Origin of the sequence: Treponema primitia ZAS-2 (genome assembly GCF_000214375.1) — a bacterium.
Taxonomy (GTDB): Bacteria; Spirochaetota; Spirochaetia; order Treponematales; family Breznakiellaceae; genus Termitinema; species Termitinema primitia.
The window spans coordinates 3,017,996-3,039,861 of record NC_015578.1 but is presented as its reverse complement, the minus strand read 5'-3'; the positions used below and the strand labels follow the sequence as shown (position 1 = coordinate 3,039,861).

The 21,866-nt window shown below is 47.9% G+C and carries 20 protein-coding genes; 10 read left to right on the top strand and 10 right to left on the bottom strand.

Translation table 11 applies throughout. From position 1 onward, the window contains the following. Positions 1-71 precede the first annotated feature (71 nt). Positions 72-1,211, bottom strand: coding sequence for a DNA adenine methylase (locus TREPR_RS13115; protein ID WP_052299728.1), 1,140 nt, complete (start codon positions 1,209-1,211; stop codon positions 72-74). Between the two features lie 108 nt (positions 1,212-1,319). Between TREPR_RS13115 and TREPR_RS13110 the strand changes: the two genes are divergently transcribed. After that, complete coding sequence (locus TREPR_RS13110) at positions 1,320-1,886, top strand: hypothetical protein (RefSeq protein ID WP_041611202.1); 567 nt, start codon at positions 1,320-1,322, stop codon at positions 1,884-1,886. A gap of 134 nt (positions 1,887-2,020) precedes the next feature. Here TREPR_RS13110 and fabZ read toward each other — a convergent pair whose 3' ends face one another. From fabZ to TREPR_RS13085, 5 genes are read right to left on the bottom strand one after another with little or no spacing between them, the layout of a single operon-like run. Beyond that, positions 2,021-2,440 (bottom strand): 3-hydroxyacyl-ACP dehydratase FabZ, encoded by a 420-nt coding sequence (fabZ, locus tag TREPR_RS13105; protein WP_015708805.1) that lies wholly within the window; start codon positions 2,438-2,440, stop codon positions 2,021-2,023. An 18-nt stretch (positions 2,441-2,458) separates the two neighbouring features. Then, positions 2,459-3,724 carry a beta-ketoacyl-ACP synthase II gene (fabF, locus tag TREPR_RS13100; protein ID WP_015708804.1) on the bottom strand — a complete coding sequence of 422 codons (1,266 nt, stop codon included), beginning with the start codon at positions 3,722-3,724 and terminating at the stop codon, positions 2,459-2,461. A gap of 13 nt (positions 3,725-3,737) precedes the next feature. After that, on the bottom strand, positions 3,738-4,472 hold the full coding sequence (fabG, locus tag TREPR_RS13095; protein ID WP_015708803.1) for a 3-oxoacyl-[acyl-carrier-protein] reductase: 735 nt from the start codon (positions 4,470-4,472) through the stop codon (positions 3,738-3,740). 23 nt (positions 4,473-4,495) lie between these two features. Further along, positions 4,496-5,470, bottom strand: a complete 975-nt coding sequence (locus TREPR_RS13090; protein ID WP_015708802.1) for an ACP S-malonyltransferase — start codon at positions 5,468-5,470, stop codon at positions 4,496-4,498. Further along, positions 5,464-6,489 (bottom strand): beta-ketoacyl-ACP synthase III, encoded by a 1,026-nt coding sequence (locus TREPR_RS13085; RefSeq protein WP_041611201.1) that lies wholly within the window; start codon positions 6,487-6,489, stop codon positions 5,464-5,466. Before TREPR_RS13085 ends, TREPR_RS13090 begins: the two co-directional genes overlap by 7 nt. Positions 6,490-6,888: 399 nt before the next feature. Here TREPR_RS13085 and TREPR_RS13080 point away from each other — a divergent pair, with 399 nt between their 5' ends. The 9 genes from TREPR_RS13080 to TREPR_RS13045 all read left to right on the top strand — a co-directional run bounded on the left by TREPR_RS13080 (position 6,889) and on the right by TREPR_RS13045 (position 14,980). Beyond that, the gene (locus TREPR_RS13080) at positions 6,889-7,665 is read left to right on the top strand and encodes a gamma-glutamyl-gamma-aminobutyrate hydrolase family protein (protein WP_015708800.1); all 777 of its coding nucleotides are present in this window, start codon (positions 6,889-6,891) and stop codon (positions 7,663-7,665) included. Between the two features lie 47 nt (positions 7,666-7,712). Next, complete coding sequence (locus TREPR_RS13075; protein ID WP_015708799.1) at positions 7,713-8,438, top strand: DUF5058 family protein; 726 nt, start codon at positions 7,713-7,715, stop codon at positions 8,436-8,438. A gap of 10 nt (positions 8,439-8,448) precedes the next feature. Next, positions 8,449-9,213 carry a hypothetical protein gene (locus tag TREPR_RS13070; RefSeq protein ID WP_015708798.1) on the top strand — a complete coding sequence of 255 codons (765 nt, stop codon included), beginning with the start codon at positions 8,449-8,451 and terminating at the stop codon, positions 9,211-9,213. Between the two features lies 1 nt (position 9,214). Continuing rightward, a complete protein-coding gene (locus TREPR_RS13065; protein WP_015708797.1) occupies positions 9,215-10,651 on the top strand; it encodes an amidohydrolase in 1,437 nt (478 codons plus the stop codon). A 295-nt stretch (positions 10,652-10,946) separates the two neighbouring features. Continuing rightward, the gene (locus tag TREPR_RS18495) at positions 10,947-11,252 is read left to right on the top strand and encodes a hypothetical protein (protein ID WP_148257311.1); all 306 of its coding nucleotides are present in this window, start codon (positions 10,947-10,949) and stop codon (positions 11,250-11,252) included. Positions 11,253-11,350: 98 nt separating this feature from the next. Beyond that, positions 11,351-11,617, top strand: a complete 267-nt coding sequence (gene citD, locus TREPR_RS13060) for a citrate lyase acyl carrier protein (protein ID WP_015708795.1) — start codon at positions 11,351-11,353, stop codon at positions 11,615-11,617. After that, complete coding sequence (locus tag TREPR_RS13055) at positions 11,618-12,493, top strand: HpcH/HpaI aldolase/citrate lyase family protein (protein WP_015708794.1); 876 nt, start codon at positions 11,618-11,620, stop codon at positions 12,491-12,493. Continuing rightward, positions 12,486-13,895, top strand: coding sequence for a citrate lyase subunit alpha (citF, locus tag TREPR_RS13050; RefSeq protein WP_015708793.1), 1,410 nt, complete (start codon positions 12,486-12,488; stop codon positions 13,893-13,895). The genes TREPR_RS13055 and citF overlap by 8 nt, the downstream gene beginning before the upstream one ends. Then, positions 13,892-14,980, top strand: a complete 1,089-nt coding sequence (locus tag TREPR_RS13045; protein ID WP_015708792.1) for a nucleotidyl transferase family protein — start codon at positions 13,892-13,894, stop codon at positions 14,978-14,980. Before citF ends, TREPR_RS13045 begins: the two co-directional genes overlap by 4 nt. 38 nt (positions 14,981-15,018) lie before the next feature. Here TREPR_RS13045 and TREPR_RS13040 read toward each other — a convergent pair whose 3' ends face one another. From TREPR_RS13040 to TREPR_RS13025, 4 genes are all read right to left on the bottom strand, one after another. Then, positions 15,019-17,172 (bottom strand): DUF4391 domain-containing protein, encoded by a 2,154-nt coding sequence (locus TREPR_RS13040; RefSeq protein WP_015708791.1) that lies wholly within the window; start codon positions 17,170-17,172, stop codon positions 15,019-15,021. Beyond that, positions 17,165-20,437, bottom strand: coding sequence for a helicase-related protein (locus TREPR_RS13035; protein ID WP_015708790.1), 3,273 nt, complete (start codon positions 20,435-20,437; stop codon positions 17,165-17,167). The genes TREPR_RS13040 and TREPR_RS13035 overlap by 8 nt, the downstream gene beginning before the upstream one ends. A 192-nt stretch (positions 20,438-20,629) precedes the next feature. Then, a complete protein-coding gene (locus TREPR_RS18995; RefSeq protein ID WP_015708789.1) occupies positions 20,630-20,983 on the bottom strand; it encodes a hypothetical protein in 354 nt (117 codons plus the stop codon). After that, a complete protein-coding gene (locus tag TREPR_RS13025; protein WP_015708788.1) occupies positions 20,943-21,647 on the bottom strand; it encodes a PD-(D/E)XK nuclease family transposase in 705 nt (234 codons plus the stop codon). The genes TREPR_RS18995 and TREPR_RS13025 overlap by 41 nt, the downstream gene beginning before the upstream one ends. Between the last annotated feature and the right edge of the window lie 219 nt (positions 21,648-21,866).

The window sequence follows — 21,866 nt, the reverse complement described above, 5'->3', positions numbered from 1 at the left end:
GGGATAAAAAACACATCGAAATCATGGACCTCGTCTTTATGCGCGGTGAATTGCGTTGCAAGTTGCCCCACTTATTTCTCCAGCAAATACAAATACTCCTTAACATGTATTTCCCGCTTACCGAGATTCCTGCTGCCCCTAAAGGTATTATATTTTGTCTCCAAAATCTCAACGCGGCCTATCCTGGTTAAAATATTCGTCATTTGCTCAAGGCTTATAAATCCCTCCGAGTTAAATGAAATAAGAATAAACTTCGCCTTAATATTTGTTACTAATTCTGTTAATACCTGGCATGCATAATTTCCTTTGTTATAATTCGATCTGGCCCAATTATCCGGTATCCCTGATATCTTGCTTGTGCTTTCAGGGTACTTATAATCAAGAATCAAATTAAGCATAAAATAATTGGAGCCATAGGGATGCTGATTGTATGGGGGATCTAAATATGCCAGGTCTACTTCAGGCGCTTCCGCAATAATTTTATTTGAATCGCCATTGTAGATGAGTACATCCGAATTGAAGTTGCTAAAAATCGGGAAGGGTAATTTTATATTCCCGGTTATGCGAAATAACGCATCCTGGTTTTTCCCGCCAAACTGGCCGATTCCGGTTTCTTTGTTTTTATAAAACCCCTTAAATACTCCTGAAGTATTGGCATGAATCGATGCCTCTGATAATAATGGTGCGAGAAAATAAGCCTGTTCCGGCCTGGGTATTTTTTCAATCAATTGCCGTACCGTATCAATATACATTGCATTCCTAACGGTATAAAATACCCTTTCGTCAGGTTTAATGTTTGTGTCATCCTGGGGCGCATATAATTCCGCTATTATGCCCTTCTTGATAGTGTTGGATGCTTCAAAAACGATTTCGTTATAGTAATTTTTTAGTTTTCCTACATCTATCTCATCTTCATTTGACAAGTAACAGGTATTGATAATCTTTGTATATTTTTCTAAATCATTTACGACTAACAGTTTTGAAAATTGCTTAAAATAACGGGATACGATACCGGAGCCGCTAAAAACATCAAAAATAGCTAATTTTTGTTTCTGCAGCCTGGCTTGGACCCGGTTTACCCCGGTTCCAATGAAATCCAATAATGCCCGTTTGTTGCCAATATAAGTAATCAGTTGCTGGGTTAGGTAGGGCTCTTTTTCGCGTAAACCTTCTTGAATCTTTATATCAACTAAGTCTAATTGCCCACCCATTAAAACAAAATTATACTTGATCTCAAAAAATCGTTCAAGTGTATATATTTTTATGCTTATGGTGGGCCTACCCTTTTCCTTCCTCTTTTTTCCGCTTATGATACTTTTATGGAGTATATTTCCCCGGAACGGCGCAGGATCAACGCCGAAAAGTCCCTTGCCCTTGCTTCTACCCTCTTCTCGGGTGAGGAGTGGGTACAGAAAGAGCCGCATATCTGGGTAGCCAAATCCCGCATAGCAGCTTCTTCACGGGAAAGTGCAAAATTAGCCTGGGAAATCGATCAAGTACGCATATTGACCAGCCGGGGAAGCGCCGTTTACTTCCTTCCCGAACAGGAGGATGCCGATGCCCTGGGTGTACTCTCTGCCGATACCATCATCGACGGCCAGATCGTTGAGCTAAAAGCCGTATCTGGTACACGGCAGACCTTAGGCTTTGAATTTAAGAAAGGCTACAAACAGGGAGCCGCTCTCACACGGCGCTGCCCCGATGTGCAAGGCCATTCGGTATTTATACGCCTTTTTTCCCACCTTTCAACCGGAAGTGTTAAAGCAAAAATAGCTGGGGAACTAAAAAACCGCCTTGATCCAGGGTTTTTTATCTGTTATTTCGAGACCACAGGTGAGTTATATACATGGGCATATGAAGAATTGCGGGCTTTAATCGGTACATAAAAAAATCTCCCAGCCTCGCCTAAACGAAACTGGGATCGGCGAAGGAGGCTACAATGCCGCCTCCTCCGGTGGCACTATAAACATACTACATTTTCCCTAGATTGTCAACTGCTATTTTAGCTATTTTAGCTATTTTAGCCGCTGCTAACCAGGCACATCCACTCCGCTTCTGCGGCTAATTCGTCCCCCACATAGGCTTTCCCGGACTGCTTGACCATCTTGGGCGAAACCCGGAGGTTTGTGATTTCCGAACGGAGCTCCTCCCCGGGCCGCACCTGGCGGCGGAACTTTACCTTGTCCACGGTGGCCAGAAAGAACAGGGCGTTGCCCGGCAATATGCCCAGCTTGCGGAGGCCGGCCCCGCCTGACTGGGCCATGGTCTCTATCAGGATCACCCCGGGAACCACCGGGTATTCGGGAAAATGCCCGGCAAAGAAGAATTCCTTTTCCGTAAAGATATGCCGCGCAACGATTCTGTCCTTGTCCGCCGTATCTATTGCATCCACAAACAAAAATGGTGTCCGGTGGGGCAGCAGCTCTTCTATTTCACTCATTTCGTACTCCTCGTTTTATCACCCGTATTTCTTGAACACCACCACCCCGTTGTGCCCGCCGAATCCCAGGTTGCCTGAGGCGGCGACGTTTACCGTGCCGTACTGGACCTTGTTGGGTACATAGTCCAAATCGCAGTCAGGGTCGGGGTTTTCCAGGTTGATGGTGGGGGGAAAGAAGCCGTCCCGGATGGCGAGTATGCAGGCAATGGCTTCAAAGCCGCCGCCCCCGGCGACACAGTGGCCGGTCATGCTTTTAGTGCTGGACACTTTTAGTTTTTTTGCATGATCCCCGAAGGCGTATTTGATCATCTTAGTTTCTGTGCGGTCATTGATTTCCGTGGAGGTTCCGTGGGCGTTGTAATACTGCACTTCCTCAGGCTTGACCCCCGCGTCTTCCAGGGCAAACTTCATGGCAGTGCCTCCCCCTTCGCCTGAGGGATCCGGTGAGGTGATGTGATAAGCATCGGCGCTGGCGCCGTAACCGGCAAACTCCACAATGATACTGGCGCCCCGGGCTTTGGCGTGTTCTTCGCTTTCCAGGACCAGGATGCCCGCACCTTCGCCCAGGACGAAGCCGTCCCTGTCCACATCAAAGGGGCGGGACGCTTTTTCCGGGGTGTCGCAGCGTTTGGAGGACAGGGCCTTGAGCATCTGGAAACCGCCGATGGCAAAGGCGGTTATACAGGCTTCGGTACCACCGGTGATGACCACATCGCAGCGGCCTGAGCGGACCAGGTCCAGGGCCTGGCCCAGGGCGTCGGCGCCGGAAGCACAGGCGGTAACCTGGGTATAGGCGGGGCCCTTGAGGCCGTAGACCATGGAAAGGTTCCCCGCAGCTTCGTTGCCGATCATCATGGGTACTGTCAGGGGCGGCATGCGCTTGGGGCCGTTATCAAAGAGTTTGTGGAAGGCTTCGGTGATAATCTCAAAGCCCCCGATGCCGTTGCCCAGGACTATCCCGGCTTTGTGGGGATCACCCTTGATGCGCTGGCGGCCATCTTCGGCGTTCTCCAGAAGATCCGCCTGTTTCAGGGCCTGGGCTGCTGCGGCTACCGCAAACTGGGTGAACCGGGCCATTTTGCGCCCTTCCTTTTTCTCTATCCACAGGGAGGGTTCAAAATCCTTGACCTCCCCGGCGATGGTTACATCAAAGCCTGTGGTGTCAAATTGGGTAATTTTGCCTATCCCGCTTTTTCCCGCTATGAGGGATTGCTTGAATTCTTCGACCGAATTTCCGATGGGGGAAATTACGCCCATGCCGGTTACAACTACCTTGCGTTTCATTAGAAGTCCTCCACTATATAAACATGCCGCCGTCAACGGCGATAACCTGTCCGGTTATGTAGGCTGAAGCATCCGAGGCCAGGAACAGTACCGCCTCCGCCACATCATCAGGCTGGCCAATGCGCTTCAGGGGTATCTGATCGATCATTTTTCCCTTCGCTTCCTCGCTTACTGCATCGGTCATGTCCGAAGCAATGAATCCCGGGGCTATGGCATTGACCCGCACCCCCCGGCTGGCAGTTTCCCGGGCCAGGCTCTTGGTAACCCCGATGACCCCGGCTTTGCTGGCGGCGTAGTTTGCCTGGCCGCCGTTTCCGTGTATGCCCACCACGCTGGCCATGTTGATTATAGAGCCGCTTCTGCGGCGTATCATATCCCGTCCTACGGTACGGGCGATAATGAAAGTGGCGGTGAGGTTCACGTCCAGGACTTTCTGGAAGTCCTCAAGGCTCATGCGGAAGGAAAGGTTGTCCTTGGTGATTCCCGCGTTGTTCACCAGTATGTCGAATCCCCCGGCTTTTTTCAGTTCCCCCTCCACAATGGCTTCAACTTCTTGGACTTTTCCCAGATCCGCGCTGATCCAGTGGAGCTTTCCCCCGGATGCGGCGATACGGTCCTGCAAATCCCCGGGTTCCCGAGTTCCCAGGCCCCAGACTTCCGCCCCTTCTGCGAGGAAACGATCCGTGATGGCCCGGCCTATGCCCCGGGATGCCCCGGTGACCAGGGCTTTCTTTCCTTCAAGCCTCATATTAACTCCTGATATGAATATATCTAATTAGTAAATAGCTGTTCAATATCTTCAACCCTGCCGGCCGCGCAGCAGGGTAGGGAACTCCCCGAATCCTTCCATAAGCCCTGGAGAGCCTTTCCGGGCCCGGTTTCCAGGAGCAGATCAAGCCCCAGGCCGGCGATGGCGCTCTCTTCGGCGATCCACCGCACCGGGGATGTGATCTGCTTTAAGGCCAGGTCCCGGGCTTCCGCGCCTGAGGAAACCGCCTTGCCCGAAACATTGGAGAACAGGGGGATGGCGGGGTCAAGAAACTGTACCGATTCCAGAGCAGGGCCGAATTTATCCGCCGCCTCAGCCATGAGGGGGGAGTGGAAGGGGCCCGCTACCTGGAGGCGCAGCACCCGTTTGGCCCCGGCTTCCTTGAACTTTTCCTGGGCAACAGCCAGAGCCGCCGCGGTTCCGGCCACCACCACTTGCCGGGGCGAATTGATGTTCGCTGCATAGAGCCCCTCAAGGCCTGCAGCGGTCCAGTCCCTTACCAGGGCCTCCACCTGTTCCGGCGCCAGGCCGAGGATCGCCGCCATGCCCGGGGCGGAATCTTCGCCGCCCCCGCTTTTTTCGGCGATATGCTCCACCGTCTCCTGCATGGCCCTACCCCGGGCGCTTACCAGTTTCAGGCAGTCTGCGGCACTGATCACTTTAGCGCTGACCAGGGCGGCGTATTCCCCCAGGCTGTGCCCTGCGGCGGCCTTTGGAGCAATTCCCTTTTCGCCCAGAAACGCGGCGGCGCACAGGTTGGCTAAGGTTACCGTGGGCTGGGCTATGTCGGAGCGTTTCAGGGTATCCGCGTCCGAATCCCTGAGCAGGGCTTCCATGTCCCGGCCCATGGCGTCTGAGGCCTGGGCAAAAAGCGCCTTTGCTTCTTTGGAAACGGCGAGAAAATCCAGGGCCATACCCGGGTATTGGGCGCCCTGGCCGGGAAACAGAAATGCTGTTTTAGTATCCTTGTTTACCATACTATCAAATTTCCTCCAAAGGTTAATCCTGAGCCAAAACCTATGGTCATTATCAAATCCCCTTTCTTGATCTTCCCGCCCCGGTTCAGTTCGTCCAGGGCGATGGGGATCGATGCAGCCGAGGTATTGGCATATTCTTCTATGTTAAGGAAAAACTTTTCCTCCGGTATGCCCAGCCGTTTCGCTGCTGCCTGGACTATCCGGGCATTTGCCTGGTGAGGTACTATGCGGTCTACCTGGTCTACGGAGATACCCTCCTCGGCGAGGAGTTTTTCGATGGTAGCGGTTACTGCCTTTACGGCGAAATTATAGACCGCCCTTCCGTCCATCTCAATGGCCGGGTGGGATTCCACGGTTTCACCGGTCTTAAAGGGGCTGCGGGACCCCCCTCTGCGGACAATGATGCTTTCCATTCCGGAGCCATCCGCCCCCAGGGTACTCCGCAGCAGACCCCGTTTTCCCGGCCCCTTGGAAGGGGCGCTGGTCTGTTCCAGCAGAACCGCCCCGGCGCCGTCTCCAAAGAGGACGCAGGTGCTTCGGTCGTTCCAGTTTGTCACCCTGGTCAGCACGTCGGAACCGATCACCAAGGCCCGTTTCCGGGAAGGATTCAGCCCCAGGAAGCCCGTAGCAAGCTCCAGGCCGTAGATAAAGCCGGAACATCCGGCGTTAAGGTCCAGGGCTGCGGCGTTCCGGGCGCCGATCTTATCCTGAACAACGCAAGCCGTAGCAGGGAGCCCGTAATAATCCGGGGTTACGGTACCCAGAACTATCAGGTCCAGGCTTTGGACGAACGCTTCCGGGGTTTCCCCGGCTTTTTCTGCCCCCATAGCCAGGGCCTGCCGCGCTGCCTCCAGGGCCAAATCGCTGCAGGCGGTGGTTTCCTCCGCAATATGCCTTGCCCCAATCCCGGAATGGGATCGTATCCACTCGTCATTGGTGTCGATCCGCTTTGCCAAATCATCATTGCTAACCCTGTTCGGGGGTACAGCCTTTCCTGTCGCGATTATTTCGAATGCCATAATGAGCCCTTTCCATGACAAAAAAAGCTTTTTTGTCATTATTAATATAATAACAGTTTGACAGAAAATGTCAAGTTAAAATTTTAGACCCGAAAAGCTGCGGATGGTTGCAGAGGGCTAGGCGTCTTTTTTACATTACTTCAAATTTTGTCATTTCAAATAGATTTCCGGATTCCTCTTTGCCTTCGAAAAAGCTTCTTTTACCTTTCGTTTGAAATTAATTGATTTATATGTTATATATCAATTACCTAATGATATATAACAAAAAAAAATAGTATAAGGTTTTAACGAAAAAAGTTGACAAATAGGAGAATCACTGACTAAAATAGTAATAAGAGTTATACGACAAACCCTGTCCCTAGTAGTCAGGGTATCATCCAATCAACAGGAGAAGCTTTTATGAAACCGCGAATCGGCATTGTTTCGCGCTATTCTACCAAGAGCGACCTGGGGGTCTTTGCCCACCAGGGGCTGAAGAACGATACTTGGCAGATTCTGTCCAATGCCTATATTGAGGCCATCACCGATGCCGGTGGCCTGCCGATCATCATTCCCATTTATCAGGATCCCCACCTTGCCCTGGAGTTTATCCCCTTTTTGGACGGCATACTGTTTCCCGGGGGCACGGATATTGACCCTGCCTATTACCACGAGGCGCCGGACCCGGAGGGGGAAATTTGGGCCCTGTCTCCGGAAATGGATGCCCTGGAAATGGAGTTGGGGGAAAAAGTTTTGAAGGATACCAACATTCCGATACTTGGGGTTTGCCGGGGGCTTCAGCTTTTTAATATATTGAAAGGCGGGTCCCTGTATCAGGACTTGAAATACAGCTGCGCTACCATCGCCCACGGAGTTGATCCCGCGGCGGAACTGAGTTCCCGCGCCCACGAGGTGATTTTGGAAAAAGGCAGCATGCTGTATGGCATAACCGGGGAGGAAACCCTGAAGGTCAATTCCTACCATCACCAGACGGTGAAGGAAATCGGCAGGGGCTTGCAGGTTGCCGCCCGGTCGACCGACGGCCTGGTTGAAGCCCTGGAGGGAAGCGACGAAGGCCGCTTCGAACTCTTTTTTCAGTGGCACCCGGAGATGCTTGCACTGAAACGCTGCGGCGCCGACAGGCCAAGCAGAAAAATTTTCAGCAATTTTATTGAAGAGTGCGGCAAAAGCGCCTAGCGTTTTAAGCAAATTCTTTAATAACAATATTTTTTCAGGAGGGTTTTATGAGTTTTTATGATGTTGCAGGCCATTGGCTTATCTACCTGATGGTGGGCATTGGCATCCTTTTCGTGGCGTGCCTTGCGGTAGTATCCATGCGGAAATCCTGGAAGCGGGCCATAGCAAAGGGCTACCCCAGGGAAAAACTGATGACTGTGGTTAAATCCGCTGTTTCAGCCACGATTATCCCTTCCCTGGCCATTGTGATCGGGTTCTTTGCCCTGGTTCCCATCCTAGGCGTACCCTGGCCCTGGTGGCGGCTTTCGGTGGTAGGGTCGGTGACCTATGAAACCATGGCCGCCGATTCAGCGGTCAAAGCTGCGGGGCTTGATATGACCAAATTAAGCCTCGCCACCGCGGAGGATTTTGTACTGGTGATGTTTGTCATGTCCATCGGTATCATAGGTGGGCTCTTCTTTTCCCCCTTTGCATCAAAATCGATACAGGCGGGGACCATGAAGCTTAAAGTCGGGGACAAGCGCTGGGGCGCCCTGGGAAGCAGCGTTTTCTTCCTGGTGATCCTGGTAGTATTTGTGGTGCCCATGTTCCTTGATTACAGCAAGACAGGTATTGTAAAACTGTTGACCCTGGTAAGCAGCGGCTTGATAACCGTCATTTTGAATGTTGTTGCTGACAAGTGTAAAGCCGGCTGGCTGCGGGGATTCACCCTTGCCATCAGCCTCCTTTTGGCCATGGCGTCTTCAGTCCTCTGGTTCGGACTTTTGAAATAAGGAGAATAGAATGAGTGATAAAAAAACTCTTGGCATTGATGCCGAAAGCAAAGCCCATATTGATTCCATGCACCGCCTGGGCCGTTTCGGTGCGGTTATCGCTATTGCCATTATGATCGGTATGCCCGTTATCGCGGGGATATATTTTAACGCCATGCCCGGCCTGGTTAAAATTCTTACCGCTTCTGTCGGGCTTTTGGCGCTCTTCGTTCCCGGGGCTATTTCCGAGGTTATCGCCTATACCCCCATATTCGGCAGTTCCATTTACCTGGCCCAGATCACCGGGAACATCATGAACCTCAAGCTGCCGGTGGCCAATACGGCCCTCCAGCTTCTGGATGTGGAAAGCGGCACTGAGGAAGCGGACATCGTTACTTCCATTGCGGTGAGCGTTTCCAGTTTTGTTACCATTATAGTTATCTTCCTGGGTGTCCTCCTGATCCTGCCCCTGCGGCCGGTGCTGACCCTTCCGGTGGTAAAGCTTGCCTCGGGGTATATCGTGCCTGCTCTGTTCGGCTCCCTTGCCATTGGCTCCATCGGCAGTAATATTGGGGGCGGCATCAGGACTAAGGGTCGCTTAAAAGGGATGATACTCCCGGTCATTGTTGTTGCTGCGGTTAATATTATTGTTGTGTATGTTATAAAACAGCCCATGCTGCTTGCGTTCTACCAGGGCTTCCTCATGCTGGCCCTGCTGCCTATTGCCTATTTTGGTACCAAGCTGCTATACAATAAGGGGCAGATCCAGGTACTCTTGCCCGGGGAAGGAAAATAATATGGGTGATAAAAAAAGGCTTGTTGAGTTAATAGACGGGAAAAAGGAAATTTTCGCCAAATTGAACGATCGCATCTGGGAATTTGCGGAGATCCGTTTCAGCCTCAAACAGTCTGCCGACGCCCTCTGCGAGGTTTTTGAGAAGGAAGGCTTCGCCATAGAGCGGGGAGTCGCCGGGATGGCCCATGCGTTTATCGCCACTTATGGCAAGGGAAACCCGGTTATCGGCATCCTGGGCGAATACGATGCCCTGGCCGGTATGGACCAGGTTGCGGGGATTGCTGAAAAAAAGTCCCTTAAGCCCGGCACCCCGGGCCATGGCTGTGGTCATGCCGCCCTGGGTGCCGGCGCGGCTGCGGCTGCGGTGGGGATCAAGGATTATATGAAGGAGAAGGGGCTGGCCGGTACCATCAAATACTACGGCTGTCCCGCCGAGGAAAGCGGTTCAGGCAAGGCCTATCTGGCCCGGGCCGGCGCTTTTAACGGCCTCGATTCGGTCCTGACATGGCATCCCATGATGGAAAACGCCCTCATGGGGGTAAGTACCCTGGCTAATTATCAAATATTTTTCAGCTTTAAGGGACGGAGCGCCCATGCAGCCATGAGTCCCGATCAGGGCAGGAGCGCCCTGGACGCAGCAGAACTGATGAACGTGGGGGTGAATTACCTCCGCGAACATGTCATCCAGGAAGCCCGTATCCACTATGCCTACACCGATGTCGGCGGCGGCGCTCCCAATGTGGTGCAAGCCTCTGCAGAACTGCTCTACTTTATCCGTGCGCCCCGGCAATCCCAGGTGCAGGAAATCTACGAGCGGGTAGTAGACATAGCCAAAGGCGCAGCCCTGATGACGGGCACCACCATGAACATACGCTGGGACAGCGCCTGCGCCAATGTCCTTGTCAACGAAGTCTTGAGCAAAGCATTGTACTCGAACATGCAATGGCTGGGACCGAACAATTATACTAAAGAGGAGATCGCCTTTGCCAAAACCCTGGTGGACAGCCTGGATGAATCTTCCAAAAAGGGCATTCCGGCCAAAGCCGCCCGGACCTTCTTTGACAGGAGTCCTGAAGACCTGGCCAAAATAGCCGCCAAGCCCCTGATTGACGACATAGCCCCCTATGCCTTCACCGATAAGGCCATACCCGCATCTTCCGATGTGGGTGATGCAAGCTGGCACGCCCCCACGGCACAGTTCACCACCGCCTGTTATCCCCACGGCACGGTGTCCCATTCCTGGCAGGTTGTGTCCACCGGGCAGTCCAGCATGGTTCACAAGGGGCTCGATCAGGCGGGAAAGATTATTGCCCTGACCGCCCTGGACCTTTTGGAGAATCCCAAGATGATCGAGGATGCGAAGGCGGAATTTAAGCGCCGTCTGGGGGGTGAGGAGTATCACTGTCCTATACCGGCGGAGGTAATGCCCGAGGCGTGAGCATCTAAACGAATGCTGGCGGAGGGGGGGGAAGCCCTCGGGGGGGCTAACCTGTAGAGTCTGCCTCCGTCAGCCCCGCTTCGCGGGTCTGCTACGGCAGGGAATTCCAGAGACGCCCCCCCGAGGGCTTCCCCCCCCTCCGCCGCCTTGGTTTGCTGAGGGGCCTTGGGCAATAGGGCACTTTGGGAAGCTTTGTGGCGGTGGGGAAAGATGTTTGGCGCTTGATTGAAGGTGAGCGATATTGTTTTGGTAAGATTGGTTATTTGCTATATGTTTGGCAGAATAGTATCGCGGTTTGAAAGATGTGGCGGTAGCGCTGGGAAGCGGTTCTTGGCGCTTGATTGAAGGTGAGCGATATTGTTTTGTTAAGACTGGTTATTTGCTATATGTTTGGCAGAATAGTAACGTGGTTTTGAAAGATGTGGCGGTAGCGGCGATAGCTGCCTGGTTAAAAGTAAGCAGTATTATTTTGTTAAAACTGGCATTTCGCCATATTAACAGACTAGCATCAAAACTTGAAAACAGGCGGCGGCGGGGGTGGGAGAGGCCCTGGGGGCGTCTCTGGAATTCCCTGCCGGAGGAGACCTACCGGGCTCCGTAGGCAGACTCTACAGGTTAGTCCCCAGGGCCTCTCCCACCCCCGCCGCCGATTTGGTAAAAAAGTGTTAATCTTCTATAGTAATATCAGGGAGATAAGCTATGCAAGTTATAAAAAATGCAGTCTCTGGGACCCTAGAATCCAGCGACATATATATAGAGGTCCTCCCGGGAAAGGGTGTTGAAATTGATTTGAGTTCTCCGGTGATACGGCAGTTTGGGGAAAGTATCAAAAAGACCATGCTCGGGGTGGTCCGGGGCCTCGGCATAGAGGATGTGCATATCCGCGCCCATGACCAGGGAGCCATGGACTGCGTGATCCAGGCCCGGCTTGAAACAGCCTTGCTGCGGGCCGGGGAGGAAAACTGAGTGAGACGGAGCGTACTTTTTCTGCCTGGCAATAATCCTAACCTTTTGATAAATGGTAGTGTCCTGGGGGCGGATGGGATTATCTTTGATCTGGAAGACGCGGTTTCTCCTGATGATAAAGACGCTGCACGTATTCTGGTTTCCCATGCCCTGGGCGCCCTCAAGTTTGATAAATGTGAGATCATTATCCGTATCAATGCTCTGGATACAAAATATTGGGAAAAGGATCTGGAGGCTGTGGTTCCCCTGGGGCCGGATATGATCCTGCCCGCCAAAGTGGGCTGCGCAGAAGATATTTTTACTTTGACAAAAAAAATAGAGGAAGTGGAAGCTAAAGCGGGGATTACAAAAATAGTAAAACTGTTGCCTTTGATAGAAACTGCCCTGGGACTGGAAAATTCCTTCGCCATCGCCTCTGCCAATAAACGGGTGTCGGCCCTGCTTTTGGGGGCCGAAGACCTGACAGCGGACCTCCGGGCGCCCAGGACCAGGGAGGGCGCTGAAATTGCCTATGCCCGGGGACGTATCGTCTGCGCTGCACGGGCTGCGGGGGTCGATGTTTTTGATACCCCTTTTACTGATGTTAACGATATGGAAGGCCTCAGGCAGGACGCCCTTTTAGCACGATCCCTGGGCTTTACCGGCAAGGCGGTGATTTCCCCCCGACACGTGGACCTGGTCAACGAGGCTTTCAGCCCCACTGACAGGGAAATTACCTACGCACACCGGGTGTTCGACGCCATTGCTTCTGCTAAAGAACAGGGTAAGGGCGCTATCTCCCTGGATGGAAAGATGATCGACGCACCCATTGTTGAGCGGGCTCGGATTATTCTTGAAACTGCCAGGGAATTGGGAAAGGGAAATGATCATGAGTAAACTTGTAGCATCCCTGGAAGAGGCCATACGCGCCGCCGGCTTGAAAGACGGCATGCGGATATCCTTCCACCATCATTTGCGGAACGGGGACTTTGTGCTGAACATGACCCTGGCCCTGATTGCCAAAATGGGAATTCGTGATCTTACAGTAAACGCAAGTTCCCTCTTTGACAGCCAGGAGCCTTTGCTCGCACATATAAAAAACGGGGTGGTTACGGAACTGGAAACCAATTACATGAGCCCCGTCATAGGAAAGGCGGTCAGCGAAGGTATCCTGGCGAAGCCGGTGATCTTCCGCACCCACGGCGGCAGGCCCGGCGCTATTGAGACCGGGGTGACTCCCATCGACGTGGCCTTTATCGCCGCCCCCACTGCGGACAATCAGGGAAACTGTACCGGCAGAGTGGGGAAGTCCGCTTGCGGGTCCCTGGGCTACGCCTTTGCGGATGCCATGCACGCAAAAAAAGTGGTGGCGATCACCGACAACCTGGTGGAGTATCCTCTGGGCGATTATTCGATTAGTGAAACTTACGTTGATTATGTAGTAAAGGTGGATGCCATCGGCGACCCCGAGGGCATCGTGTCCGGGACTACCCGCATGACCCGGGACCCTCTGGCCCTCCGCATCGCGGACTTGAGCGCCAGGGTTATTCGCGCATCCGGGCTTTTGAAGGACGGCTTCTCTTTCCAGACCGGCGCGGGTGGCGCTTCCCTGGCGGTAGGGCAAAGCGTACAGGATATTATGACACGAGAGGGTATCAAGGGAAGTTTTGCCCTGGGGGGAACCACGGGGTACCTGGTGGATATGCTGGAAGCGGGGTGTTTTCAGACCATCATGGATGTGCAATGCTTCGATTTGAAGGCCGTAGAATCCCTGCGGAACAATCCCCGGCACGTGGAGATCAGCGCAAGCCATTATGCAAGCCCGGGGGCAAAAAGTTCTGCGTCCCAAAACCTTGATGTGGTTGTTTTGGGAGCCACGGAAATCGACGTGAATTTTAACGTTAATGTTCACACCGATTCTAATGGCTATATCATAGGCGGTTCCGGTGGCCACAGCGATGTTGCGGCAGGGGCAAAACTGGCCATGGTCATCGCCCCCTTAAGCAGGGCCCGGCTTTCAATTGTGGTAGATAAGGTGCTTACCACCACTACCCCGGGCAAGACCATTGATGTCCTGGTTACCCAGTACGGCGCGGCGGTGAATCCCCTGCGGGATGATCTCCGGAAGGAACTTGCCCGGGTGGGCATACCCCTGAAAGAAATGGGGGAACTGCGCAAAATCGCCGAGGACCTGAACGGGGTCCCTGAAAAGTGCGAGCGGGGAAGCCGGGTGGTGGGCAAAGTCCTGTACCGCGACGGCTCCCTGATCGACGAAATATACCAAGTGAAAGAGGCATGACGGATTTACAGAAAATCAGAAATCCCGGCACTGACCCTGTGCTGGAAAAACTGCTTGCCTCCTTCGATCTGACCCTGCCGGAGGACACCGACGATAACCTGGGGCTGTATGAAAATGGCGCGCTCCTGGGCTGCGGCTTTCTCAAGGGCAATATGATCCAGTGCCTTGCCATTGACAAGAGCCGCCAGAGAGAGGGCCTTTCCGCAGTTTTAGTAACTGCCCTCATCAAGCTGGCTGCCGCACGGGGCATACACTACCTTCGGGTCATCACCAAACCTTCCATGGCCCCCCTGCTTTCCGGCCTGGGCTTACAAAAAGTGGCCGATGCATCACCCTACGCAGTTTTTTTGGAATTTGGCCGCCCCGGTTCGGCAGAACGTATGGCACACTTCCGCGCACTGGCGGCGGAAGTCCCGTTTACGGCGGGTAAACAAGAGTGTACGGTTGCAGGTAAACAGGGCGCGGAGCTTCCGGCGGCGGGCGAGCAGGGCTGTGCGGAGTTCCCGTCCGCGGGTAAACAGGGCGCCTCCTGCCTGGTAATGAATTGCAATCCCTTTACCCTGGGGCACCGCTGGCTTATCGAACAGGCAAGCCGGGAGAACCCCTGGGTCTGGGTCCTGGCGGTGGAAGAGGACCGATCCCTGTTCCCCTTCAAGGACCGGCTGCATCTCATGGAAGCAGGTACAGGGGACCTGAAAAACGTCCGGGTCATTCCGGGCGGTGAGTATGTGATCTCCTCCCTCACTTTTCCTGCGTACTTTACCCGGAATGCTGATCTTGCTTCCGCCCAGGGCGCCCTGGACGCAGCAGTGTTCGCCGCCCTTATCGCCCCGGCCCTGGGTGTGCGCCGCCGCTATGTGGGAACAGAACCACTGAGCCTCAGCACTGAGCTGTACAACCAGGCTTTGCGTGAACGGCTGCCCCAGGCGGGGATAGAGCTTGTCGAATTGGACCGGATTAGCCGGGGCGGCCGGGTGGTGAGCGCTTCTGCGGTACGGGAAGGGATAGTAAAGGGCGACTGGGATCTGGTGCGGGATATGGTCCCGGATACCACCTGGGAGTATCTGCGATATAATCCTGAATAAATATTGTATCAATTTCTTTCTTAAACAGTATTATTGCATCAATATTTTTTCATATTTTTTGCTTTCGAATACCACTCTTTAGCCTTTTCTAAATCTTTGTCAATTCCTTCTCCCTTCTCATAACAAAATGCTAAAGATTCCATGGATTCAATATGACCATTTTCTGCGGCTTTTAAGTACCATTTAAATGCTTCATCCATTTCATCCTGATCTTCATAATAAAGACCTAATTTGTATTGGGCTTTCGAATAATTCTGTTCCGCTGACTTTTTATACCAACCAAAAGCCATTGGAATATTTCCCTTCAGTTCATAGGAATATCCATATTCATATTGAGCTTTCTTATAGCCAGTTGCTGTTGATTTTTCATTCCATTCCAAAAATAGAGGAATATCTTTTTTGACGCCAATCCCGTATTTATATAATTGACCCAATAAATATTGTGCCTTGGAATCATTCCGATCGGCCATTTTTTGAAAACCTTGCGCCGCTTTCTTGTAATAATGGTTAGCTTTTTGAATATCCTTTTCGCCCGCCACTCCATGTTGTAAAAAATATGCGATCTTTTCTAAGGCGTAAGGGATTTGTTTTTCTGATGCCTTTGTATACCAATTTAATGCTTCTTGTATATCTTTTGAAACAAACATTCCTTTTTCATAAAAACGTCCCACTGAGTATTGCGCTTCTCCATCATCAAGATTTGCAGCCTTTTCGAACAGTTTAAAGGCAATTTCATAATCCTTATTTAATTTTATACCATCTTCAAATTTACCAGCTGTTTTCATTAGTATTTTTATATCGTTAATGTATTCAATAATATCAATATTTTCTTTGCATAATTTTGCCAGCTCAATTATGGCATTATCGTCTCCCAGCGCAATTGCCTTCATAAAGTATTCAATTGCCTTAGCATAATCTTTTGTCTCGCTTTCAAGATAATACCGGCCAAGGTATAACATGGCTTTAGCATTCCCATTTTCAGATGCTTTAATCAATAATTCAAATGATTCGATTTTTTTATTCTTATATTTCACTGAAATATTTTGAGCTAATTTAACCATTGTATCTGTATTTATAATATGGTCAATAATTCTAATTCCTAATTCGAATGCATCAAGATATTTTTCAATCGCTTTATTAGTATTTTGCCCTATGCCTATACCTGTTTCGAAAGCTATTGCCTCTTCTATTAAAGATTTATCTAAATTAATTATATGATTAATTGTATTTTTGCTTACCTCTCTTATCTCTTTTTCCTCTATGTTATTTACAGAATCATTGCTATATGACCACCATGGGGTTTTCTGTTGTTGATTCTCTCTTCTTCTTTCATATGAAAAATCCAGAAGATCCCTCATATTATTTATTTCCATACGACGCATAATGTTTTTGAGCTCTGGATGATAATTAAGAATATACCAAACGTCTTCATAGTCATAGAAAATACGCGCAATGGTATTTCTGTTATTTTGAGAACTATATATATCCCTATATTTTTTTGACAAAGGAGGCCTTGAAACCTCATGCAAACATTTTGTTTTAATACACTCAATTAAATATTCACAATCTTCTGTGTTTAATTTGAATATATTTGATAATACATAAGAAAAATCGTTTGAATAAAGAGTCATGTGCCTGCATTTGAATTGTCTTAGATTATTATTAAGGGATTTATATAATTCAAAAAGATTAGCAGCTTGATATTTATTAATATTTAATTTAGAAATAATATCTTTTGATATTTCGGAAGGCGAGTCCGGATAAATCCAATACGTAATGAGTATGTCGTCTACTACCGTTAAAAGATTATTCTTTTTATTCTCGCGTACTTTATTAACAATAATCTTATATCGATTTTCATACTTAATCAAAAGAACAAGCAGTTTGGGCATATGTCGGCCCAGTAAATTGGCAAACAGAAAAAAATCGTTGACTTCTGAATAATAATTTAATTCAATTTCAAGTATTATAATCTCAGAATAATCAAATTCAGATGTACTTAAGGCTTCAATGTTGGTATTTTCGCTATTTAACACGGCAAGGGTCTTTATCGTTTTAACAAGGGCATTAAATCTGTCTATTTTTAATTTATCGAATTTATAATTATTATCCTTAATATTTGTAATAATTTCATCTTTTGGTGATTCCTCGTTTACAATACATTCTTTGTTTAAATTAAAATAATTAATCATAACTTCTCCCTTTGATAATAAAGTAACTTATTATTTCAAAGTCTTTTATATTGATATTTTTTGTATCTAAAAAGGTTGTTTTGCCTTTATTGAACAAACTTTTAACATCGCTTTTAGCAGCCTTGGTATCAATAACAGATGATATTGCTTTTTCCAGCAGTAAATAATATTGTGACATATCGAAAATATCATTTGAAATTGGACTAAAGTCGGTACATGGTGTTGACTGTGAAGAGAAGGAGCTTTGGCAGATTTTTTTTAATAAATTTAATGTTTTTGGCGATGATAAATAATCATGAATAATCTCGCCATTTTCAGATATATATATAATAAAATAAGGATGAAGGCGGTTTTGTTTGTCTATATTTTTGCCTTTGTATTTTAAAATAAAAATAGCGCCTTGCTTTAGTTCTTCATCAGGTTCCAATACAGCAAAAAGACCATTGGGAAATTTCTCAATATCACGATGATGTGAAAAATACTCCTGAATTTCAAGACGAAATTCATTGAGCCCTAAGTCCATAATAGAAATACCGGTTTGCATGTCCTCAATATCAATTACTTCTTTTTGCAGACGTTCAAGCTGCGCCTTTCGGTATTCAAGATCGCCTTTTTCTTCTTCAATAGGATTATCTTCTAAAGTACCAGTACTGGCAATAATAACAGCTTTCATTTTGCTTTCTACGCGTTCTTTCAAATTAATATATTCATCTAAATCCAAATCAGGCCAGAAGCTTACTAGCTGTATACAATTATTATTACTGCCAATACGGTCTATACGTCCAAACCGTTGAATAATTCTTACGGGATTCCAATGTATATCATAATTAATGCAATAATCGCAATCCTGAAGGTTCTGCCCTTCGGAGATACAGTCCGTTCCGATAAGGACATCAATTGGATATTTTAAAAATTTCTGTAAAGCTTCTTCTCTTAATTTTGGATCCTCAATATCTTTGGTTTTAGCACGTGGGGAAAAATAAGAGAGCACGCTGTTAAAATCTGCATTGATTTTTGGTATTGTTGTCAGTGTTTTTGAACCAGAAACCATTGCTGCGTGCAAATGATATTTTTCTTCAATATAATTTCCTATATGATGAAAAAGATACTCCGCCGTGTCTGCAAAAGCAGAGAATATTAATATTTTTTTATTATCATTATTTATCGGGTTTGTAAATTTATCGTCTATTACCTGCAATAAAGTTTGTAATTTATTATCTTGTTTCGGTGTAATAACAGAAATCTTATTTAATAAGGCTTGTAAAATTATTAAATCTTCGCCCAGGGCATTTTTCCATTTTTTTAAATCAATATCCTCAAGTGAAAATTTAATCTTTTTACCGACGGTAAAATAATCAGAGTTCTCATCATCCTCATCAAGTTCATTAGTTTGAAAAGGCAAGTCTTCCAGGAAAACGTCAGCTCCCGATTTTGTTTTTTCAAAAGCATCTATTTTTTTAAGCATGTTGTTGATCAATTCTTTGAGATGAGTTAATGAAATAAAGAATGATTGTACGGAACTCTCCAGACGTTTTAGCAAATTAATGTTCATTAATTGGAGTATGCCTAGTTCACGCCCAACCAGAGTCAATCTATTTTTATACTCTGCTCCTTCCTGATATTTAGTTATTTTATCTAAAGAAAGGAAATTTGATGGCATATAAACACTGAGCGTTAATTTTTCCAGGAAATCATATATTTCATAGTAGCTGATCATATTTTTTTCGTTTGTAAGGGCAGGGTGGTGAGCAATTGGCCGATTGCGAGTGGGAAATAATCCTATGGCCTTTGAATTGTAGTAATTTTCAATATGTTTTCGTGATCGAGCGATAGTAACGCTGTCCAATAAATTGAAAAAATTAAAATCGAGCGCCCGGAGCAGACTTTCGGTTGTTTTTTCTTCAGGGGGACGCTTGCTCCAGTTATCAAAAACGCTTTGCGCCTGTTTAAAAATATAATCAATCCCTTGATTATGCGTAAACTCCAATTTTGTGTTGATATCTTCAGTTTGGCCTTCAAAAGCAAGCTTTAATTGATTGTTCAAGTCCTGAAATTTATTATTAACCGGTGTCGCCGAAAGCATTAAAACCTTTGTCTTTACTCCTCCTTTAATAACCTTGTTTAACAGCCGATCATAACGGTTCTCTTTAGGATCTTTTAAATTTAATGTTCCGCCATTCCTGAAATTATGCGATTCATCAATAACGATAAGATCGTTGTTGGCCCAATTATAGGAACTTAAATCAATTCCTGTAGCCGATTCTCCTCTTTCGCGTAAAAGGTCAGTATGAAAAAGAATATCATATCGCAAATGATCCCTGAATACCGGGTTATTAACATTATTAGTATTGAAGGTTTTCCAGTTATTATGCAGTTTTTTTGGACATAGAACCAAAACGGATTTATTGAGACTTTCATAATATTTTATGACTCCCAGTGCTGTAAAGGTTTTGCCAAGGCCTACACTGTCTGCCAAAATACAGCCATTATAGCGCTCGAGTTTTTGTATTATTGAAATCGCAGCTTCACGCTGAAAATCATACAATTTACTCCAAATGGCACTGTTTTTAAAACCTGTTTTTTCATTGGGCAATTCGGTAGTGGATAATTCTTCCAGGTAATCTTTAAAAATATTATACAGCGTAATATAATAAACAAACTGAGGCGAATTTTGACAGTATAAAGTTTTAAGAGCAGCTAATACCTGATCAGTCACATCTTTCGTTTTTTTTGAATCTTTCCATAATTTATCAAACTGCTGTAAAAAGCGTATACTTTGGGGCGCCTCAGCATGCGTTATCAGGGTATAAGCGTCATTACCTTTTTGATATCCCAAATCTACTGTTGTAAAATTTTGAATTGGTGTATAGGAGGAGGAAGATTCGCCATTTTCAAAAACCATAAATCCAGGCATATTTTCTCTGGTTGTATTTGAATAAAATTTCACTTTGTTTTTTATCCACTCTGAACATTCCTTCGCGATAGCCGCCTGGGTCAGTTTATTTCTAAGGCCAAATTCAAATTCAGTTCCTGCCAGGTCTTTTTCTCTCATGAGCTGTTGGGTATCTGAATCCGGAGGTGATGCAGTAAACGCGGGAGAAGAAAAAATAAAACGCAGTTCAGCAATAGTATCGAACTGCTTTTTAAGAACTTCAAACGCATATATGGAGAAGCATGACGCAACTATGGAAATTTTTGTCTCCTGTTTTATCTCTCCAAGGAGTTTGTCTATTAATTTAATCTCTAAATTATCGATAGTTTTCATATATGTATCAAAATTCTATCAAAAAAAATTCTATGAGTCAACATCGGTAAATTATTACCCATTTTCCTCAAATTCCGGAAATTTAACCTGCAATTTAATATATATTAATTGTACCTTGCGAGCTATATCTTTGAAACGGGGGGGGCATAGCCGCGGCAAGCCACGGGGTATTAAACCAGACTCACGAATAAGTTACGGCCTGCCGAGCTTTGCCCTGAGTTCCGCTATTTCCCGATCCTTCTCCTGAAGCGCAGTATCCCGCTCCTGGATCGCCGCATCCTTCTCCTGGATTATTCCTGCATCTTCTTCTTTAGCCTGTTTATACCCTTCCCATCTGGCGTCTACCATCCCGCACTTTATATCCAGGAAATTCTTAAGCTCATGTTCAAGCTGAAACCGCCTGTTTTCGTCCTCGCTTATCAATAAGAGTTCTTCCGTCGCCATTTGTATCCCTTCCTCCTGGTCCAGTATTTCATTGATCAAACCCCGCCGCTCGCTTTCCTGGCTATACCGGAAAAATACTGCCCAGCGCTCTATAGGCGCCATCTCTGAGACCGGCTTTTCCAGGAACTGTTCCGCCTTTGGCAGTTCCACATGAAGAACCCTGGAGCAAGCTCCCGGGTTCTTCGTTGGATAGGAAATTTATTGTACTGGCGGGGTTCCACCCCACCTTCCAATCAATTATAGAGGTCAGCCCCCGGAATGGCAAGTTATTTTCCTTGTCATAGTACCGGAACTGGTGAACCAGGGCATTGTCCGCATGGATGTTTTCCCCCAGAAGGGATATCTGCCAGGTGGGCTTCAAATTACTATAGCCGAGCTCGGTACCTTTGATATCCTGGGTAGTAAAAAGCCGGGCGAGGTAGTATTCCTGCCTGAAATGTTCATAGACATCAGGGTACACGGTCATTTCGATGTCCCCCAGGCTGCCGTCGTTAAATTTGACGGAAATGTCGTACCGGAGCTGCCGGTCCCGGATTCCCCTGACCGGGGGTTCGTTGGTAGAAACGGAAATGATAGTGACCGGCTGCCCGATGGCGGCGGAAACGAGGAAGCGGAGGGCGTTTCGGGAGGCGGGTGTGTCCTGGGTAAGCACGGCTTTGAAGATCGGGTCCTGGGAGATATCCAGGAGATCGTCTTCCGCTTTGAGCTGCACCCGCTTTTTGTCAGCGGGGATTTCAGTGAAGGTGTCGGATTCTTTGTTGTTCATAAAAATTCTCCTTATAGAGGGGTTAGGGGGATAAGGAGAAAATTTGCTTTAATGAATTGGAAAAATATTTGAAATTTGGTAGACCTATTGACGGTTACACTTGAACCACAACACGAAGCAAGTTCCGGACTCGAAGGAGAATGGGAAAAGATTGGAGGACCACCCATCTTATTCCATTTTTAAAATAAAAAAAGGGCGGTTGCTTGAGGAACGGCGCCG

Bases quoted from the DNA above. Each gene is read 5' to 3' on its own strand.
- TREPR_RS13115 (WP_052299728.1), bottom strand. From the start codon at position 1,211: ATGGGTGGGCAATTAGACTTAGTTGATATAAAGATTCAAGAAGGTTTA.
- TREPR_RS13110 (WP_041611202.1), top strand. From the start codon at position 1,320: ATGGAGTATATTTCCCCGGAACGGCGCAGGATCAACGCCGAAAAGTCC.
- fabZ (WP_015708805.1), bottom strand. From the start codon at position 2,440: ATGAGTGAAATAGAAGAGCTGCTGCCCCACCGGACACCATTTTTGTTT.
- fabF (WP_015708804.1), bottom strand. From the start codon at position 3,724: ATGAAACGCAAGGTAGTTGTAACCGGCATGGGCGTAATTTCCCCCATC.
- fabG (WP_015708803.1), bottom strand. From the start codon at position 4,472: ATGAGGCTTGAAGGAAAGAAAGCCCTGGTCACCGGGGCATCCCGGGGC.
- TREPR_RS13090 (WP_015708802.1), bottom strand. From the start codon at position 5,470: ATGGTAAACAAGGATACTAAAACAGCATTTCTGTTTCCCGGCCAGGGC.
- TREPR_RS13085 (WP_041611201.1), bottom strand. From the start codon at position 6,489: ATGGCATTCGAAATAATCGCGACAGGAAAGGCTGTACCCCCGAACAGG.
- TREPR_RS13080 (WP_015708800.1), top strand. From the start codon at position 6,889: ATGAAACCGCGAATCGGCATTGTTTCGCGCTATTCTACCAAGAGCGAC.
- TREPR_RS13075 (WP_015708799.1), top strand. From the start codon at position 7,713: ATGAGTTTTTATGATGTTGCAGGCCATTGGCTTATCTACCTGATGGTG.
- TREPR_RS13070 (WP_015708798.1), top strand. From the start codon at position 8,449: ATGAGTGATAAAAAAACTCTTGGCATTGATGCCGAAAGCAAAGCCCAT.
- TREPR_RS13065 (WP_015708797.1), top strand. From the start codon at position 9,215: ATGGGTGATAAAAAAAGGCTTGTTGAGTTAATAGACGGGAAAAAGGAA.
- citD (WP_015708795.1), top strand. From the start codon at position 11,351: ATGCAAGTTATAAAAAATGCAGTCTCTGGGACCCTAGAATCCAGCGAC.
- citF (WP_015708793.1), top strand. From the start codon at position 12,486: ATGAGTAAACTTGTAGCATCCCTGGAAGAGGCCATACGCGCCGCCGGC.
- TREPR_RS13045 (WP_015708792.1), top strand. From the start codon at position 13,892: ATGACGGATTTACAGAAAATCAGAAATCCCGGCACTGACCCTGTGCTG.
- TREPR_RS13040 (WP_015708791.1), bottom strand. From the start codon at position 17,172: ATGATTAATTATTTTAATTTAAACAAAGAATGTATTGTAAACGAGGAA.
- TREPR_RS13035 (WP_015708790.1), bottom strand. From the start codon at position 20,437: ATGAAAACTATCGATAATTTAGAGATTAAATTAATAGACAAACTCCTT.
- TREPR_RS18995 (WP_015708789.1), bottom strand. From the start codon at position 20,983: ATGGCGCCTATAGAGCGCTGGGCAGTATTTTTCCGGTATAGCCAGGAA.
- TREPR_RS13025 (WP_015708788.1), bottom strand. From the start codon at position 21,647: ATGAACAACAAAGAATCCGACACCTTCACTGAAATCCCCGCTGACAAA.